Genomic DNA, 16633 nt, shown 5'->3' on the forward strand with positions numbered 1-16633 from the left:
TGTACCTATGAAGTACGCCCAGTCCGTCCTGGACCTCATCGGCAATACGCCGCTCGTCAAACTCAACCACGTAACCGATGGCGTTAAAGCCACCATCCTGGCGAAGGTTGAATACCTGAACCCGGGCGGATCCATCAAGGACCGGATCGCGGCGAAGATGATCGAGGAGGCGGAACGGGACGGCAAGCTGCTCCCCGGCGGAACCATTGTTGAACCCACCTCAGGAAACACAGGTGTGGGGCTGGCCCTCGTGGCCCAGCAGAAGGGCTACCGCTGCATCTTCGTGGTGCCGGACAAGGTGGGCGAGGACAAGCGCGCCGTCCTGCAGGCCTACGGTGCCGAGGTGGTGGTGACGCCCACCGCCGTCGCCCCGGACAGCCCGCAGAGCTACTACAGCGTTTCGGACCGGCTCGTCAGCGAAATCCCCGGCGCGTACAAGCCGGACCAGTTCTCCAACCCCGCCGCCCCGGGCAGCCACTACGAATCCACCGGACCCGAGATCTGGCAGGACACCGACGGCCGGATCACGCACTGCGTGATCGGGGCCGGCACCGGCGGCACCATCACCGGCACGGGCAGGTACCTCAAGGAAGTTTCCGCCAGCCGATCCGAGGCCGACGGCGGACGGGTGCGGATCATCGGTGCCGACCCCGAAGGCTCCGTCTACTCCGGCGGCACCGGCCGGCCATACTTTGTTGAGGGCGTCGGCGAGGACATGTGGCCGGCCAACTACGACAAGGCAGTTCCGGACGCGGTGATTGCGGTCAGCGACGCCGAGTCCTTCGAGATGACCCGCCGGCTGGCCCGCGAAGAAGGCCTCCTGGTGGGCGGCTCCTCCGGCATGGCAGTGGTTGCTGCCTTGCGGGTCGCCAAGGACCTCCCCGAAGACGCCGTAGTGGTGGTCATCCTGCCGGATTCAGGCCGCGGCTACCTGGCCAAAATCTTCAACGACCAGTGGATGCGCTCCTACGGCTTCCTCTCCGGCGGCGAGGAATCCTCCGTGGGCGAGGTGCTCAAGTCCAAGACCGGGGAACTCCCGGAACTGGTGCACATCCACCCGAACGAAACCGTCCGCGACGTCATCAACATCATGAACGAGTTCGGCGTCTCCCATATCCCGGTCCTGTCGCAGGAACCGCCGGTGGTCATGGGCGAAGTGCTGGGCGCCGTGGACGAGCGGAGCCTCACGTCCAAGCTGTTCCGCGGCGAGGCAAAGCTGACGGACAAGATCTCCGAACATATGGGGGAGCGGCTGCCCGTGATCGGCTCGCTGGAGACCATCTCCGCGGCCCGCGAACTGCTTTCCGACGTCGACACCGTCATGGTGACCTTTGTTGGCGCCCCCATCGGCATCCTGACCCGCCACGACCTCCTCGCGTACCTCAGCAACTGACCGGGGGTTGAGCCTGTCGAAACCAGGATTTCGACAGGCTCGATCACCGGATACAAGCGAAAAGGAACTTCATGTCTGTCTCTGAAAACCAAGGTTTCAACACCCGCGCCGTCCACGCCGGCCAGGCCTTCGAGCCCCGCACCGGGGCGGTGGTGCCGCCGTTGCACTTCAGCTCCACCTATGCCCAGGACGGGATCGGCGGGCTCCGCGACGGATACGAATACGGCCGCGGCGGGAACCCCACCCGCGACGCCCTGCAGGAACAGCTGGCGGCGCTCGAAGGCGGTTCGCACGCCTACTCCTTCAGTTCGGGCCTGGCTGCGGAGGACTCGCTCATCCGCGCCCTCACCCGTCCCGGGGACCACATCGTGCTGGGCAACGACGCCTACGGCGGAACCTACCGGCTGATCAGCAGGGTCCTGGGGGACTGGGGCATCGGCAACACCCCCGTGGACATGGCGGACCTGGACGCTGTCGCCGCGGCCATCGCCGCCGGCGGAGCCAACGACGGCGAAACCCGCCTTGTGTGGGTGGAGACTCCGTCCAACCCGCTGATGAAGATCACCGATATCGCCGCCCTCGCCAAACTGGCGCACGACGCCGGCGCCCTCCTGGTGGTGGACAACACGTTCGCATCCCCGTACCTGCAGACCCCGCTGGCCCTCGGCGCCGACATCGTGGTGCACTCCACCACCAAGTACATCGGCGGCCACTCAGACGTGGTGGGCGGTGCGATCGTGGTGAACGATGCGGCGCTCGCCGAGAAGATCGGTTTCGTCCAGTTCGCCGTCGGCGCCGTGTCCGGCCCGATGGATGCCTTCCTGACCACCCGCGGGCTCAAGACGCTCGGCGTCCGGATGGACCGGCACAGCGACAACGCCCAGGCCGTGGCCGAATGGCTGCTGGAGCGCCCCGAAGTGGAGGCCGTGCTGTACCCGGGACTCCCGTCCCACCCCGGCCATGAGCTGGCGAAGAAGCAGATGAAGAAGTTCGGCGGCATGGTGTCCGTCCAGTTCAAGGGCGGGGAAGCTGCGGCACGCACCGTCGCGGAAAATACGTCCGTGTTCACCCTGGCCGAATCCCTGGGCGGCATCGAGTCACTCATGAACTACCCGTCCGAAATGACGCACGCCTCCGTCAAGGGAACCGAACTGGCCGTTCCGGTCAACCTGATCCGGCTCTCCTGCGGCATCGAGGACGTGGAGGACCTGATCGCTGACCTCGAGCACGCCTTCACTTTCCTCGGGACGGGCAGCTAGCAGCCGGTGACCATCTCGCTTCGGGCGGTTTCGCCCACCACGCGCAGCTGGCTCGCCACGGCGGCAGGCGCTGCCGCCGTCGTCGTCGCCCTTGTGGTCCTGTACTCCGCGTACATCCCGCTGATGAACGACTTCGAGGTGTACTACTACGGCGGCAGCCGGGTGCTGGAGACCGGCGAGACCGGCGTCAATGAGCTGTATGCTCCGCGGGACGGACTCCCGTTCACGTACCCGCCGTTCGCCGCGCTGCTGTTCGCGCTGCTGGCAACCCTCAGCATCGGTGCCAGCAGCCTCATATTCATTACGACGGCGCTGGCCGGCGCTGCCGTTGTGTCGGCGTGGCTGGCGCGGCACTACTTCGGGCTGCGCCGCTGGAAGGACGCCTTCGCCGACTGGCGGTTCCGGGCAGTGGCGCTCGCGGGGACGGCGGCGATCCTGTTGCTTGGCCCCTGGCGGGACACCTTCGACTTCGGCCAGATCAACATCATCCTGATGGGCCTGATCCTCGCGGACTTCGCCCTGTACGGAAAATCCCGGGCCGGTGAGCTCCGCTGGCCGGCCGGGCTGCTGATCGGGATGGCGGCGGGGATCAAGCTGACACCGCTTGCGTTCGGCCTGTACTTCCTGGTGCGCCGGGACTTCAAGGCGCTCGGCTGGATGGCTGCGGGCTTCTTCGGCTCCATTGCGTTCTCCTGGGCTGTGCTCCCGCATGCCTCGGTGACGTTCTGGACCAAGATCCTGCCGGACACCGGACGGATCGGCGGCCCGGGCTACGTGGACAACCTCTCCGTCAAAGGCATGCTGCTGCACCTTGGCCTGCCGGACTCCGGATTCACCAGTGCGGTGTGGCTGGTTCTGTCGCTGATCCTGGTAGCCGTGGCTGCGCTGGTCATCAAATGGGCCGTCGATGCAGACGAGAACTTCGTGGCGGTATCGGCCACCGCCGTGCTTATGCTGCTGATCAGCCCGGTCTCCTGGTCCCACCACTGGGTATGGATGGCCGTGGCGCTGCCCTCCATGGCCTTTGCCCTGCACCGCGTCCCGTCGCGGGACGGACGGATGCGGCTTGCCGGCTGGATCATCGTGGCCGCTTCCGTGGTGGCGTTCTACCTGACGCCCAAGTATCTCGCCGTCATGGCGGGGGCGCACGAGTGGGGCAAAGACCCGCAGACGCAGTGGCAGCTCACCGTCTCCAGCCTCGGCGTTGTGTGCGGCATCGCCATGCTGGCCTACTGGGCCCTGGCCTACCGTCCGTCGAGGGCCACCCTCCGCTGAACCTTTCATTGGGCAGAACCTAGCTTTCTTGAAGAGAGTCAGCTAGGGTTTCCTGCATGGCACTCCGCTCTGACTGGTCCCAACGGACCTGCGCCATGGCCCGCGGCCTGGACATCCTGGGCGACCCCTGGAGCATGCTGGTGCTCCGCGAGGTCTTCTTCGGCAACGGCCGCTTCGACGCCATGAAGAAACGGCTGATGGTGGCCGATTCCGTGCTCACCAAACGCCTGGCGGGCCTCGTGGAGGACGGGCTCCTGACCCGGAAACCGTACGACGACGGCGGCCGCACCCGCCAGGAGTACGTGCTCACCGGGAAAGGCGAGGATGCGCTGCCGGTGCTCAACGCCGTCGTGATCTGGGCCGAAAAGCACCTCCCGGCGCCGTCCGAGCAGGCGCACATGTTCGTCATTCATTCAACCTGCGGCCAGCGGACGTCCTCTGCGGACAGCTGCACCGCCTGCGGTGAGCGGCTCACCGCGGACAACACCAGCTGGCACAGCCTCACCCGCACGGCGGAGCCCGTCCGGCTGGCCACCTCCACCTCACAGAACGGACCGGCAGCATGAGCACTCCCGAAACCACCCTGCTGCCCTCGCCGAGGAAACGTCTCCATCCAGCGTGGATCGTTGCCGCCGTCGCGTTCCTGGCCCTGGTGGGCGCGGCCGGCTTCCGGGCCGCCCCCGGCGTCCTGATGGTCCCGCTGCAGGACGAATTCGGCTGGTCCACAACTGTGCTGTCCGCGGCCGTCAGCATCAACCTGGTGCTCTTCGGCCTCACCGCCCCGTTTGCCGCCGCGCTCATGGAACGGTTCGGCATCCGCGCCGTCACCTCCGTGGCGCTGGTGCTCATCGGTGCCGGCAGTGCACTGACGGTGCTGGTGAACCAGTCGTGGCAGATCCTGCTGACCTGGGGACTCCTGATCGGACTGGGCACCGGGTCCATGGCGCTGGTCTTCGCCGCCACGATCGCCAACACGTGGTTCAGCAAGAGCCGCGGCCTGGTGATCGGCATCCTGACCGCGGGGAGTGCGGCCGGGCAGCTGGTCTTCCTGCCGTTCATCGCCATGCTGGCCCAGGATCCCGGCTGGCGGCAGGCATCGCTGCTCATCGCCGCCGGCGCGCTGGCCGTGGTGCCGCTGGTGCTCAAGTTCCTCAAAAACTCACCGGCCGACGCCGGAGTGCTGCCCTACGGCGAAACCGCGCCTGAGCCGGGATCAGCTGCGTCGTCCCCGGCGGAGCCCGAACCCGGCCGGAGCAGCAACGCCGCGGTCCGGGCGCTCCAGGTCCTCAAACGCGCCAGCAAAGTCAGGACCTTCTGGGCGCTCGTTGCCGGCTTCGCCATCTGCGGTGCCACTACCAACGGCCTCATCGGCACCCACTTCATCCCCTCCGCCCACGACCACGGCATGGCAGAGACCACCGCGGCGGGCCTGCTCGCCGTCGTCGGGATCTTCGACATCGTGGGCACCATCGCGTCCGGCTGGCTGACTGACCGCTTCAACCCGCGGATCCTGCTGGCCGTGTACTACCAGTTCCGCGGCATCGGCCTGCTGGTGCTGCCGCTGCTGCTGAGCGCCACGGTCCAACCCAGCATGATTGTTTTCGTCGTGATCTACGGCCTGGACTGGGTGGCCACCGTTCCGCCGACCGCCGCCATCTGCCGCCAGGTCTTCGGAGCAGACGGCAGCGTGGTGTTCGGCTGGGTCTTCGCCGCCCACCAGCTCGGTGCGGCCGCTGCGGCGCTTGCCGCCGGTGCCATTCGGGACGCCACCGGCCAGTACACCTACGCATGGTTCGGCGCAGCCGCCATGTGCACCATTGCCGCCGTCATCAGCGCCACCATCCGCAAGGATGCCGGGGCCCGGGAACCCGTACTCGTGGCGGCCAGTCCTGCCGACCGCTGAGGTTATACCGGTCCTGTGGTGCCACGCCGGGCCGCGTAGCAAGGGACACGGCCCCTGTTTCAGTAGGATGTGAGGACAAGCGCCGAATCCGGCGCGAGACCGCCGGCATAACATCGCGATAGCGCGCAACGCGCCTTCAGTGGCGCCGCTCTGCAGGAACAAACGTTTGGGGATACGGGATGGCACTGCTCGACGCCGAAAAGGAGCTCGACGCCGAAACGGAGCTCGACGCCGCGAAGCGGCACGACGCCGACGCGAAACCCCGGCCGCGCGCCGGATCGGCTGTTGCGTGGGACCGGAGCCGGCTGGCCCTTGCCGCCGCCGGCGAGCTGGTGACGCTGCTCGCTGTGCTGGCCGCAGCCATGTTCATCGCCTCCAGGCTCGATGCCTGGGGCGAGCACGGCCTCGACTTCAGCGTCTACTGGCACGGCGGCAAGATCCTCAACGAGGCCGGCCAGTCGCCGTCGAACCTCTACAGCCGGACTGTGGGCTGGGCTGGCGGGCCGGAACTGCCGTTCACGTATCCGCCGTTTGCCGCGCTGCTGTTCAGCCTGCTGGCAAGGTTGCCGGAGGAATCCGCCCTCATGCTCTTCAACGCTGCCGGAGCGGCAGTGGCCGTGTGGGTTGCCGTGCGCGGCGTGCGGTACTGGACCGCCAAACAGGACTGGCGCTCCACCTTCGGTGCCCCCGGCTTTAAGGCAGTCACCGGGTTCAAGGCAGCTACCGGATTCAAAGCTATGCGGAACCGGTGGGGTGCCGTCATCCTGCTGCTTGCCGTGATCAACCTGGGGCCGTGGCGGGAGACCCTGGCGTTTGGCCAGATCAACATCCTGCTAATGGGGATCATGGCGGCCGACCTCCTCGCCGGGAACCAGCGCTGGAACCGGGCTTTTCCTGGCCGCGGGTTCCTGGTGGGCATGGCCGCCGGCATCAAACTGACGCCGCTGGTCTTCGGGCTGTATTTCCTGGTTCGCAAAGACTGGCGCGGGCTCTTCAACATGGCCGGCGGGTTCGCCTTCACTGTGCTGCTGGGCTGGCTGATGCGGCCGGCGGAATCGTTCCAGTTCTGGCTGGAGATCCTCCCCGACACGTCCAGGATCGGCGGAGCGGGGTATGTGGACAACCTTTCGATCAAGGGTGCGCTGCTGCATTTCGGTGTTCCCGAAGCCGGCGTCACCGTCCCTTGGCTGCTGCTCAGCGTGCTGGTGGTGGGCGTGGGGGCCATGGTGGTCAAGGCCGCCAGTGACCAGGGCGCCCGGGTAGTGGCCATATCGGCGACGGCGCTCACCATGCTCCTCATCAGCCCCGTTTCCTGGTCCCACCACTGGGTCTGGATGGCTGCTGTCCTCCCGGCGTTCGCCTGGACCCTGCGGGAGACGCCGCACCGCCAGGCAGTGACGCGCTGGCTTATGGGCGGAGTGCTGGGAGCCTCGATCATCGTGTTCTTCTTTTCACCCAAGAGCATCGGCGAGGCGCTGGGAGCTGAGAACCTGGACTTCCAGGCACCCGAGCCCTGGCTCATGGCCTCCAGCGCCGGCGTGTTCTGCGCGGTGGCCATCCTGGCGTGCTGGTTCGTGGTGCTCCGGCGGAACTCGCTGGCCGAGGTGCCCGTATGAGCAGGACTGCCCTGGTGACCGGCGTCGGCCGCCTGGCCGGAATCGGTGCCGGCATCGCCCGGCGCCTGGCTGCGGACGGCTGGGACCTGGTGCTGACGTACTGGCAGGACTACGACTCCCGGATGCCCTGGGGAATCCAGCCGGACGACGTCGAACGCCTCCTGGCGGAGCTGGAAGCCACCGGCGCGCGCGTCGTTGCGCTGCCGGCGGACCTGGAGGATCCGCTGGCTGTGGACCGGCTGATGGCCGACGTGGCACAACAGGCCGGGACCCTGCAGGGCCTGGTGCTCAGCCATGCGGAATCCGTGGACTCCGGCGTCCTGGACACCACGCTGGCGAGCTGGGAGCGGCATTTTGCTGTGAACACCCGGGCCAGCTGGCAGCTCATCGCGGCCTTTGCCCGGCAGGCAACGCACGACGGCGGCGCGATCGTTGCGCTGACCAGCGACCACACAGCCTTCAACCTGCCGTACGGTGCATCCAAGGGAGCGCTGGACCGGACCGTCATTGCCGCGGCAAGGGAGCTTGGACCGCTGGGGATCACGGCGAACGTGCTCAACCCCGGGCCTGTTGACACGGGCTGGATGGACGATGAGCTGCGGGCGGATCTCAGCCGCCGGCAGCCCGGCGGGCGGCTTGGAACCCCCGCGGACGTGGCAGGAACCGTGGCGTTCCTGCTCTCGCCCGAGGGCCGCTGGGTGTCCGGCCAGCTGGTCAAGGCCGACGGCGGCTTCTCGGCCTGAGCCCCTCGGGGCCGCCAGGGTGCGGAGCACCCCAACTAGGTAGCAGCAGGTGTCGTTATGAGCCGTCAAAACGACACCTGCTGCTACCTAGTTGGGCGGGCTTAGCGGAAGGCGCCGATGCCGGTGATGTGCTGGCCCAGGATCAGGGTGTGGACCTCGTCGGTGCCCTCGTAGGTGCGGACCGATTCGAGGTTGGCCGCGTGCCGCAGCGGCGAATAGTCCAGGGTGATGCCGTTGCCGCCCAGGATGGAGCGGGCCTCCCGCGCGATGGCCAGGGCCTCACGGACGTTGTTCAGCTTGCCGAGGGAGATCTGCTCGGGCTGCAGTGTGCCGGCGTCCTTGAGCCGGCCCAGGTGCAGCGCGAGCAGGGTGCCCTTCTGGATCTCCAGCAGCATGTTCACCAGCTTCTCCTGGGTGAGCTGGTAACCGGCCAGCGGCTTGCCGAACTGGAGCCGGTCCTGTGCGTACGTCAGCGCGGCTTCGTAGGAATCGCGGGCGGCACCCATGGCGCCCCAGGCGATCCCGTACCGTGCCTCGTTGAGGCAGGTGAAGGGCCCACGCAGGCCACGGGCACCCGGCAGCAGTGCCTCGGGTCCCAGCCGCACGCCGTCGAACGCCACATCGCACTGGATCGAGGCGCGCATCGAAAGTTTCCGGCTGATCGGCGTCGCCGTGACCCCGGGCGTGCCGGCAGGCACCAGGAAGCCCCGGACGCCGTCGTCGGTCATCGCCCACACCACGATTACCCCCGCAACGGACGCGAGCCCGATCCAGCGCTTGGCCCCGTCCAGTAACCAGGCGGCGTCGTCCCCGGTCCCGTCCCGGCGGGCCACGGTGGTCATGGACGACGGATCGGATCCGGCGGTGGGTTCGGTCAGGGCGAAGCAGCCGATCACCTCGCCGGCGGCCATCCGGGGGAGCCACTCCTGCTTCTGCTCCTCGGACCCCCACCGGTGGATGGCGGTCATGGCCAGTGATCCCTGCACCGATACGAACGTGCGGATCCCGGAGTCGCCCGCCTCCAGTTCCATCGCGGCGAGGCCGTACTCGACGGCGGATCTGCCGGGGCAGCCGTAGCCTTCCAGGTGCATGCCGAGGACGCCCAGCTCGCCGAGCTCGGGGGCCAGGTCCAGCGGAAAGACGGCGTCGTCGTACCAGCGGGCGATATCCGGCTTGATCCGTTGGTCCGTGAAGTCGCGGATCCGTTCCCGGAAAGCCACCTCCTCCGGTGTCAGCAGGGCATCCAGGGCCAGGACATCGGAGGTGCTCGAAACGGCGGGAACCTCAGCAGCGTTGCTCATTGGAGCATCCTACGGGTTTGCTTCTTCGGGTTGGTCCTTACAGCTTGCTCGGCACCGGCCGCTGTGCCAGGAAGTAGCCCCGCGTGGCGGGGGCGAAGCGGCACACCACGGCCAGCACCACGCCCAGCGCGAGCAGCACCACGCCGCTGATGAACGCACCGCCCACACCGAGAATCTCCGTGTCCCCGTAGGCCGGGTCCCACATCTGCACGGCGGAGATGAAGAACGCGGCGGTCAGCATCAGTGCACCGAGCAGCGGCAGGATGCCCCGGAACCAGAGGTTACGGGCGGAATCGCGCAGGGTGCCGCGGAAAAACCAGAAGCACGCGAAACCGGTCAGCGCGTAATAGAAGGCGATGAACAGGCTGATGGCGCTGATGGAGTCGGAGAGGAGGTTCTGGCTCAGGAAGCTCATGGCCACGTAGTACACCACCGCGGCGGCCCCCATCACCTGCGTGGAGAATCCGGGCGTCTGGTTGCGCTCGTGGACTTCGCCGAACCTGGCCGGCAGCGCGCCGTGGACGCCCATGGACAGCGTGCCGCGGGCGGTGGGCAGGATGGTGGTCTGGGTCGAGGATAGCACCGACGCCAGCACGGCCACCACGATCAGCCAGCCCCACGGTCCCAGCACCACGTCCTTCATGGCCAGGAAGACGTCATCCTGGTTCTCGGCGTTGCCCAGCCCGATCCCGTCCGTGCCCACGGTGGCATACATCATCACCAGCAGCGCCACGGAGACGTAGATTGCCACGAGCACGAAGGCGGAGATGACGGCGCCGCGGCCGGGGGTTTTGGCCGGGTTCTCGGTTTCCTCGTTCACTGCGAGGCAGGTATCCCAGCCCCAGTAGATGAAGAGTGCCAGCAGCGCGCCGTGCACCACGGCTCCAGGATCGGCGAAGGCGCCGGCCGGGTTGAACCACTCCAAATCGAAGGCCTGGCCCTCCGGTGCCCCGCCCGCGATCCTGAAGATGATGGCCAGCGCGAATATGCCCAGCGAGACATACTGCACGTACGTCAGCACACGCTGGACGTGCTCACCCAGCCGGATGCCGCGGTAGTTCACCAGGGTCATGAAGATGATGAACAGCACGCCCGTGGCCGTCACCACCAGGTCGTTTTCGGCCAGCGACCCGTCGCCGATCAGCAGCCACAGGTATTGGCCGGCCACCTGCGCAAGGTTGGCCAGGACCACAATGCCGGCCAGGGCGACGCCCCAGCCGCCGAGCCAGCCTGCCCAGGGCCCGAACGCGCGGCGTGCCCAGATGAAGGTGGTGCCGCAGTCAGGCATGGTGCTGTTCAGTTCACGGAAAGCGTAGGCGATGAAGAGCACCGGCACGAACCCCAGAAGCAGGATCAGCGGCGTGTAATTTCCGTTGACCGCGACAATCAGGCCCAGGGTCGCCGCCAGTGAATAGACCGGCGCGGTGGACGCAAGGCCCAGCATGACGGAGTCGCCCAGGTCCAGGATGCCGGCATGCAGCCCCTTGGACGGAACTTCCGGCCCGCTGGCTTGTCCCTGCGGGGGACCTCCCGGCGTCGACGTCCCTGTGGTCATAGTGCGATACCTGCTTTGCTGGAGGAGGCCGAGGCGGCCTGGACTGAAAGAGGCGCCGGAGCGTCAATGGTGTTCGGGACGAACCGGCAGAAGTAATCGGTGATGGGGCCGTCGGACTCGCGGATGCCGCAGCCAACCGACTCGCCGTCCACCACCCACAGGCCCAGGACGGGGTGGTTGCCGTCGAAGTCGGGCAGGGAATGAAACTGCTGGTAGCACCAGCCTTCGCGGCCGTAGCCGCCCGGCTGCTCCATGTTGATGCCTGCCGCGTGGATCCTGATGTTGTCCCCTTCCCGGCCGTGGAGGGGCTTCGCCACCCATTCCTTCAGCGGACCCGGCTCGTTGAGGTATGCCGGGAGGAGGTTCGGGTGGTCCGGATAGAGGTGCCAGAGCGCCGCCAGCAGCGCTTTGTTGGACAGCAGCATTTTCCACGCAGGCTCCACCCAGCGCGGGTTGTGGGCACGCTGCAGCAGGCGCTGGCCAAAAGGCTCCTTCATCATCAGTTCCCACGGATACAGCTTGAAGATGGTGCTGATCATGAAGTTGTCCAGGTCCACAAAGCGGTTCAGGTTGGGGTCCCAGCCGATGTCCGACATATTGATGCCGATGGTGGTCCAACCGCCCTGGCCCGCGACGTCGCGCATGTAGGCGGCGGTCATCCAGTCCTCGCCGGACTGCTCCGCTTCCGAGTGCGCAATGTGCAGGGTGCTCATGCCGGTGCGGTACTGCAGCTTCTTCCACTGCCGGATGAGGGCTTCATGGATGCCGTTCCACTGGTCCTTCTCCGGGAACACATCCTGGAGCCAGAACCACTGCGCCACGGCGGCCTCGATCAGCCCCGTGGGGGTGTCCGCGTTGTACTCGAGCATCTTGGCCGGGCCGCCGCGGCCGTCGTACACGAAGTCGAAGCGGCCGTAGATGTCCATGTCCCCGGCCTGCAGCGATTCCGCTGCCAGTTCCAGCGCCTGCGGTCCGATGCCGATATTGCCCATGGCCCCGGTGGCCAGGTACTTGGCCGCCTCAAGGCACATCAGGTGCATGTCCTCGGCGGTCTTTTCAAGGGTTTCCACCTCGTCCATGCTGAATTCGTAGTACGCCGATTCGTTCCAGTACTCGATCTTCTTGCCGTCAGGCATGGTGGTGGTGGAAAAGACCAGCCCCTGTTCCTCGATCTTCTGCTTCCAGTCGGGCCTGGGGGTTGCCTGCAGTCTCTTCACGCCTAGCCTCCCGTGCTTCCGCCCTTGGAGCTGCTGCCGAAGCCGCCCCTGCTGACCGTTCCGCCCTTGGTGCTGTAGCCCTTGGACGTTTTGGCCCCCTGCGGCACGGTCTTGGTGAAGCCGGTGTATTGCGAGCGGTTCTGCCCCACAGCCGGGACGCTGGCGCCGCGCGAGTAGAAGTACCAGGCGTAAATACCGGAACTCCGGCCGGCGGTGCTGCTGTTGTCGCACTGGGTGTCTTCCACGCGCTCGCCGGTTTCATCGTTGAAACAGACCTGCGCGTAATCGGCCTCCGCTTCGTTGCTGGCCACGATGGCGGTGATGGTGCCCGCCAGCAGGGCAGTAACGCCGAGGCCGACGACGACGGTACGGCGTTGCGAGCGCTTCTTGCGTGCCGCTGCTTCCCGCTCGCGTTCGTGCTCGAAGGGGTCGATCACCGGACCGGGGCCGGTTCCAGGCGCGGGTACCGGGCCTGCCGCCGGGCCGGAACCGGCAGCCGGACCTTTCTGCCGCCGTCCCGGTTTTCTTCCGGCTTCGGGCGGTGCGCCTGCCGCTGCCGGACCGCCGAGGAGGTCCGGACGCAGCTCCGGTTTCGGGACCTGCCAGGGCGGCAGCTGGCCGGTCGCAGGATCATGCGGCTGCGGCGTGAAGTCTTCGGGGGAGGTCATCCAGCCGGGCCCCGAAGGGCCCGGCCCGGAAGCGCCGGGCCCGGAAGCGCCGGGCCCGGACGTGCCACTCCCGCCAGGCGCCGCTGACTCGCCGTCCGGTCCCTGCGGCCCGGAACGGGTGTTCTTTGGATCCTTCTTCGGATCCTTCGAAGGATCCTGGTTCGGGTCCTGCGGCTCCATGGGTCCCCCTGGTTGTCCATGCTGAATCTGTGACCGGCCGCGCGCCCCAATGCCGCGCGGCCACCTGCGGCGCCACCTGCTTCACCGCGCGCGGGGTGACGTCGATGGCAGAGCACGGCAATGCACAGGTGTGTAAATCCTGAAGTCAGCCTAGTACCTGAAGGGACGTGCCGGTAACGGGAATTGGGGGAGAACTGCCCATGCCAAGATGGAGCCATGGCAGCAGTTGACCCCGCCCGCCCCGGCGCCCCGCCTACCGGAGCTACCGGTACAGGCACGGCCCGATCGGCGCTCAAGGGAATAGGGCGGAGCCGCTTCGTCCTGGGCATGGTCCTTGCCGTGGCCCTGCCGCCGGCCGTGGAAGTCCTCGTAACGGTCGCGGGATACCGGAATTTCAGCATCATCATGCTGCTGCACCTCGCCGTCGCTGTGGCAGTGGCTGCCATCGGGGGAATCTGGCCTGCCGTCGTGGCAGCTGTCCTGGGCACAACGCTCCTCAACTACTTCTCCGCTGATCCTGTGGGCTCGCTGTCCATCGCCGATCCCTCCACCCTGTTCACGCTTCTGGTGTTCCTGGCGGTCGCCTGCAGCGTAGCCCTTGCTGTGGGCCTGGCGACCCGCCGGGCCGAGGAAGCCGCGAGGTCCGGAGCCGAGGCCAGGGCACTCAGCGAACTTTCCCTGCGGATCCTCAGTTCCGACGGCAGCCTGGAGACGTTCCTTGAGAAGGTCCGCAGCAGGCTGGCTGTGGACGCTGTCACCCTGCTGGCCGGAAGCGGCCCAAGCGCCCCGTCGGGCCAGCGCGGCACGGGATCCGCCGCGGGCAGCCGTCCGGGGCGGGGCAAGGGCAGTACTACCGATTGGAACGTGGTGGCCAGCGCCGGGACCAGCCCGCCGGTGACCCATGCCGCGGCCGACCACGCCGTCGTCGTCGATTCCCAATACACGCTGCTGATCAACGGCGGGCCACCGGCAGGCCAGCCCTTTTCCGGCCAGCACCAGCGGATGCTGGGCGCCTTCGGCGCGTTCCTGGTGGCCATCCTGGAACGCCGGCAGTTGGTGGCGAGCATGCAGGACAACCAGCGCCTCACCGAGGGCAACAAGATGCGCACGTCCATCCTGAGGGCTGTCAGCCACGACCTGCGTACGCCGCTGGCCGGGATCAAGCTGGCGGTCAGCAGCCTTCGCCAGGAAAATGTACGGTTCTCCCCGGAGGATGAACGTGAACTGCTCGCCACGATCGAGGATTCGGCTGACCGACTGGACCATCTGATCGGCAACCTCCTGGACATGTCGCGGATCACGGCTGACTCCGTCAATCCGCTCCTGCGCGGACTGGGGTGGGCGGACGTGCTGCCGGACGCGCTGAGGGGGCTGCCCGCAGGACGGATCCGGGTGGAACTGCCGCCCAACCTGCCGCAGGTGGAGGCCGACGCCGGGATGCTGGAGCGCGTGGTGGCCAACCTCGTGGAGAACGCGATCAAATATGCGCCGGAAGCCGATGTGGTGCTGACCGCCCGCGCGGGGGAGGGGATCTCACTGGGAGGCCGCCCCGCCAGCGAATTCCGCGTGGTGGACCAGGGCGCGGGTGTGGCTCCGGCGGCCGTGTTGGACATGTTCCGGCCGTTCCAGCGGCTCAACGATTCCCAGCGCACGGACGGCGGCCGAAACGTCGGGATCGGTCTCGGCCTTGCCGTGGCGAACGGCTTCACCGAAGCCATGGGAGGCACCCTCGCAGCGGAGCCGACGCCGGGGGGCGGCCTGACCATGGTGGTCACCCTGCCGCTGTGGGAGGGGCCGCTGCCGTGACCCTGGTCCTGATCATCGAAGACGAGGCACAGCTGGCGCGCGCCATGCAGATCAACCTCCGCGCCCACGGATACCAGGCAATCACTGCCGGCTTCGCGGCGGACGGACTGAAGCTGGCCGCCCAGCATCCGGTGGACATCGTGGTGCTGGACCTTGGGCTGCCGGACATGGACGGTGTTGACGTGATCCGGGGGATCCGGGGGTGGAGCTCCGTGCCCATCATCGTGCTGTCGGCCCGCCATGCCTCGGAGGACAAGGTGGACGCCCTTGACGCCGGCGCGGACGATTACGTGACCAAGCCGTTCGGCCTGGACGAACTCCTGGCGAGGCTGCGGGCGGCCTCCCGACGCTCGCCGGCGCAGCGCGAGGCGCCCACGGTGGAAACCGCGGACTTCGTGGTGGACCTCGCCGCCCGGAAGGTGGTGCGGGACGGAAAGGAAATCCGCCTCACCCCCACGGAGTGGAACATCTTGGAACTGCTGGTCCGCAATGCGGGAAAGCTGGTCAGCCAGCAGCAGCTCCTCACCCAGGTGTGGGGGCAGGCGTACGCGAAGGAGACCCAGTACCTTCGCGTCTACCTGGCCCAGCTGCGGCGCAAACTGGAGCAGGACCCGGCCAACCCGCGCCACCTGCACACGGAGGCAGGCATGGGCTACCGCTTCGATCCGTGAAGCGGCGATTGGCCCGCCCGCCTACACTGGTGCCATGGACACCGCATCTGTGCTTGCCGTCTGCCGGGTACACCAGCTTCTGACCGATGAGGGCAGCGTGGGCGTCACGGCCATCGACAAACGTGCCGTCGACGGCCCGGTCAAGGTTCACAAGCTCGGACTCCACGGGGACATCCAGGCCAGCCGCATCCATCACGGCGGCGTGGACCAGGCGCTGTACGCCTATTCGCAGGACGACGCCGACTACTGGGTGGGGGAGCTGCAGCGCGAACTGCCGGCCGGGATTTTCGGTGAGAACCTGCGGGTCGCCGGCATCGGGACCACCACCGCGGTGATCGGCGAACGCTGGAAGATCGGCCTTGACGTCGAAGTCGAGGTCACATCACCCCGTGTTCCCTGTGCCACGTTCCAACGACGCATGGACGAGTCCCAGTGGGTCAAGCGCTTCGCCCAAGCGGGCCGGGTGGGCACGTATCTTCGCGTCATCAGGACCGGGACAATCCAGGCCGGCGACCATATCCACCGGCTGTTCGTCCCCACCCACGGCGTGACCATCGGCAAGTGGTTCAGCGAAGGCACCGTCGAGGACATGGAAGCGCTGCGGGATGCAGACGCGGACGGCGAGATCCGCCTGCAGCCGGAGTACCACGACGAATTCGAGAAAATCCAGCGGCGCCTGGGCGTCTAATCCCACCTTCATTGGACAGGCTGTGCCGCCCTTCGGCGGCCCGGTCGATGCCCCATAGGCGGCTCCGTGAGCGCAACGTGTGCGCTCCCTGTGCGCAACGTCACCGTGCCTGGGCGGGCCCGGGTTAGTGCAACGCGGAACCATGCCTTACACTTGAAATATCCCCCACTCCGGAAATCCCTTATTCCTGCCCAATTTTTGAGGCAGGACTGGCAAGTGTTGGGGCCCGCACAAGCGATGCGGGCATTTTCATAGGGAGAGCCGGCTAAAGAAAACGCTGTACAGACTGCTGGGATAGCAGCCAAGAGATGCAGCGGGAAGTCCTGCCACGGGATTGCGAAAGCGCCGGACTTCTACG

The 16633-nt window shown here is 67.2% G+C and carries 14 protein-coding genes; 10 read left to right on the forward strand and 4 right to left on the reverse strand.

Going from position 1 to position 16633, the window contains the following annotated elements:
• Window positions 1-7 precede the first annotated feature (7 nt).
• The 7 genes from J2805_RS04460 to J2805_RS04490 all read left to right on the forward strand — a co-directional run bounded on the left by J2805_RS04460 (window position 8) and on the right by J2805_RS04490 (window position 8189).
• Window positions 8-1393 (forward strand): cystathionine beta-synthase, encoded by a 1386-nt coding sequence (locus tag J2805_RS04460; protein WP_309969816.1) that lies wholly within the window; start codon window positions 8-10, stop codon window positions 1391-1393.
• 71 nt (window positions 1394-1464) lie between these two features.
• Complete coding sequence (locus J2805_RS04465) at window positions 1465-2652, forward strand: cystathionine gamma-synthase (RefSeq protein ID WP_309969819.1); 1188 nt, start codon at window positions 1465-1467, stop codon at window positions 2650-2652.
• Window positions 2653-2658: 6 nt separating this feature from the next.
• Window positions 2659-3927 carry a glycosyltransferase 87 family protein gene (locus J2805_RS04470; RefSeq protein ID WP_309969822.1) on the forward strand — a complete coding sequence of 423 codons (1269 nt, stop codon included), beginning with the start codon at window positions 2659-2661 and terminating at the stop codon, window positions 3925-3927.
• Between the two features lie 56 nt (window positions 3928-3983).
• Window positions 3984-4493 carry a winged helix-turn-helix transcriptional regulator gene (locus J2805_RS04475; RefSeq protein WP_309969825.1) on the forward strand — a complete coding sequence of 170 codons (510 nt, stop codon included), beginning with the start codon at window positions 3984-3986 and terminating at the stop codon, window positions 4491-4493.
• Window positions 4490-5830, forward strand: a complete 1341-nt coding sequence (locus tag J2805_RS04480) for an MFS transporter (RefSeq protein ID WP_309969828.1) — start codon at window positions 4490-4492, stop codon at window positions 5828-5830. The genes J2805_RS04475 and J2805_RS04480 overlap by 4 nt, the downstream gene beginning before the upstream one ends.
• A 179-nt stretch (window positions 5831-6009) precedes the next feature.
• Window positions 6010-7446, forward strand: a complete 1437-nt coding sequence (locus tag J2805_RS04485) for a glycosyltransferase 87 family protein (protein ID WP_309969830.1) — start codon at window positions 6010-6012, stop codon at window positions 7444-7446.
• Window positions 7443-8189 carry an SDR family oxidoreductase gene (locus J2805_RS04490; protein ID WP_309969833.1) on the forward strand — a complete coding sequence of 249 codons (747 nt, stop codon included), beginning with the start codon at window positions 7443-7445 and terminating at the stop codon, window positions 8187-8189. The genes J2805_RS04485 and J2805_RS04490 overlap by 4 nt, the downstream gene beginning before the upstream one ends.
• A 101-nt stretch (window positions 8190-8290) precedes the next feature.
• On the opposite strand, the gene J2805_RS04495 is transcribed toward J2805_RS04490, so the two are convergent.
• Genes J2805_RS04495 through J2805_RS04510 form a run of 4 tightly spaced genes read right to left on the reverse strand, consistent with a single transcriptional unit; the run spans window position 8291 to window position 12930 of the window.
• Window positions 8291-9490: an acyl-CoA dehydrogenase family protein gene (locus tag J2805_RS04495; protein WP_309969836.1), complete on the reverse strand. Its 1200-nt coding sequence runs from the start codon at window positions 9488-9490 to the stop codon at window positions 8291-8293.
• 37 nt (window positions 9491-9527) lie between these two features.
• The gene (locus J2805_RS04500; RefSeq protein ID WP_309969840.1) at window positions 9528-11045 is read right to left on the reverse strand and encodes an APC family permease; all 1518 of its coding nucleotides are present in this window, start codon (window positions 11043-11045) and stop codon (window positions 9528-9530) included.
• Complete coding sequence (locus tag J2805_RS04505) at window positions 11042-12262, reverse strand: glutathionylspermidine synthase family protein (protein WP_309969843.1); 1221 nt, start codon at window positions 12260-12262, stop codon at window positions 11042-11044. Before J2805_RS04505 ends, J2805_RS04500 begins: the two co-directional genes overlap by 4 nt.
• A gap of 2 nt (window positions 12263-12264) precedes the next feature.
• Window positions 12265-12930, reverse strand: a complete 666-nt coding sequence (locus J2805_RS04510; RefSeq protein WP_309970573.1) for a Tat pathway signal protein — start codon at window positions 12928-12930, stop codon at window positions 12265-12267.
• A 396-nt stretch (window positions 12931-13326) separates the two neighbouring features.
• Between J2805_RS04510 and J2805_RS04515 the strand changes: the two genes are divergently transcribed.
• Genes J2805_RS04515 through J2805_RS04525 form a run of 3 tightly spaced genes read left to right on the forward strand, consistent with a single transcriptional unit; the run spans window position 13327 to window position 16275 of the window.
• Window positions 13327-14916 (forward strand): sensor histidine kinase, encoded by a 1590-nt coding sequence (locus tag J2805_RS04515; RefSeq protein WP_309969846.1) that lies wholly within the window; start codon window positions 13327-13329, stop codon window positions 14914-14916.
• Window positions 14913-15587: a response regulator gene (locus tag J2805_RS04520; RefSeq protein WP_309970576.1), complete on the forward strand. Its 675-nt coding sequence runs from the start codon at window positions 14913-14915 to the stop codon at window positions 15585-15587. The genes J2805_RS04515 and J2805_RS04520 overlap by 4 nt, the downstream gene beginning before the upstream one ends.
• A 34-nt stretch (window positions 15588-15621) precedes the next feature.
• Window positions 15622-16275, forward strand: a complete 654-nt coding sequence (locus tag J2805_RS04525; RefSeq protein ID WP_309969849.1) for an MOSC domain-containing protein — start codon at window positions 15622-15624, stop codon at window positions 16273-16275.
• Window positions 16276-16633: the final 358 nt, after the last annotated feature.

The sequence above is a fragment of the Arthrobacter oryzae genome (genome assembly GCF_031454875.1).
Classification (GTDB): domain Bacteria; phylum Actinomycetota; class Actinomycetes; order Actinomycetales; family Micrococcaceae; genus Arthrobacter; species Arthrobacter oryzae_D.

Coding starts and splice junctions, on each gene's coding strand:
- J2805_RS04460 (WP_309969816.1), top strand. CDS start 8: ATGAAGTACGCCCAGTCCGTCCTGGACCTCATCGGCAATACGCCGCTC.
- J2805_RS04465 (WP_309969819.1), top strand. CDS start 1,465: ATGTCTGTCTCTGAAAACCAAGGTTTCAACACCCGCGCCGTCCACGCC.
- J2805_RS04475 (WP_309969825.1), top strand. CDS start 3,984: ATGGCACTCCGCTCTGACTGGTCCCAACGGACCTGCGCCATGGCCCGC.
- J2805_RS04480 (WP_309969828.1), top strand. CDS start 4,490: ATGAGCACTCCCGAAACCACCCTGCTGCCCTCGCCGAGGAAACGTCTC.
- J2805_RS04485 (WP_309969830.1), top strand. CDS start 6,010: ATGGCACTGCTCGACGCCGAAAAGGAGCTCGACGCCGAAACGGAGCTC.
- J2805_RS04490 (WP_309969833.1), top strand. CDS start 7,443: ATGAGCAGGACTGCCCTGGTGACCGGCGTCGGCCGCCTGGCCGGAATC.
- J2805_RS04495 (WP_309969836.1), bottom strand. CDS start 9,490: ATGAGCAACGCTGCTGAGGTTCCCGCCGTTTCGAGCACCTCCGATGTC.
- J2805_RS04500 (WP_309969840.1), bottom strand. CDS start 11,045: ATGACCACAGGGACGTCGACGCCGGGAGGTCCCCCGCAGGGACAAGCC.
- J2805_RS04510 (WP_309970573.1), bottom strand. CDS start 12,930: ATGACCTCCCCCGAAGACTTCACGCCGCAGCCGCATGATCCTGCGACC.
- J2805_RS04515 (WP_309969846.1), top strand. CDS start 13,327: ATGGCAGCAGTTGACCCCGCCCGCCCCGGCGCCCCGCCTACCGGAGCT.
- J2805_RS04525 (WP_309969849.1), top strand. CDS start 15,622: ATGGACACCGCATCTGTGCTTGCCGTCTGCCGGGTACACCAGCTTCTG.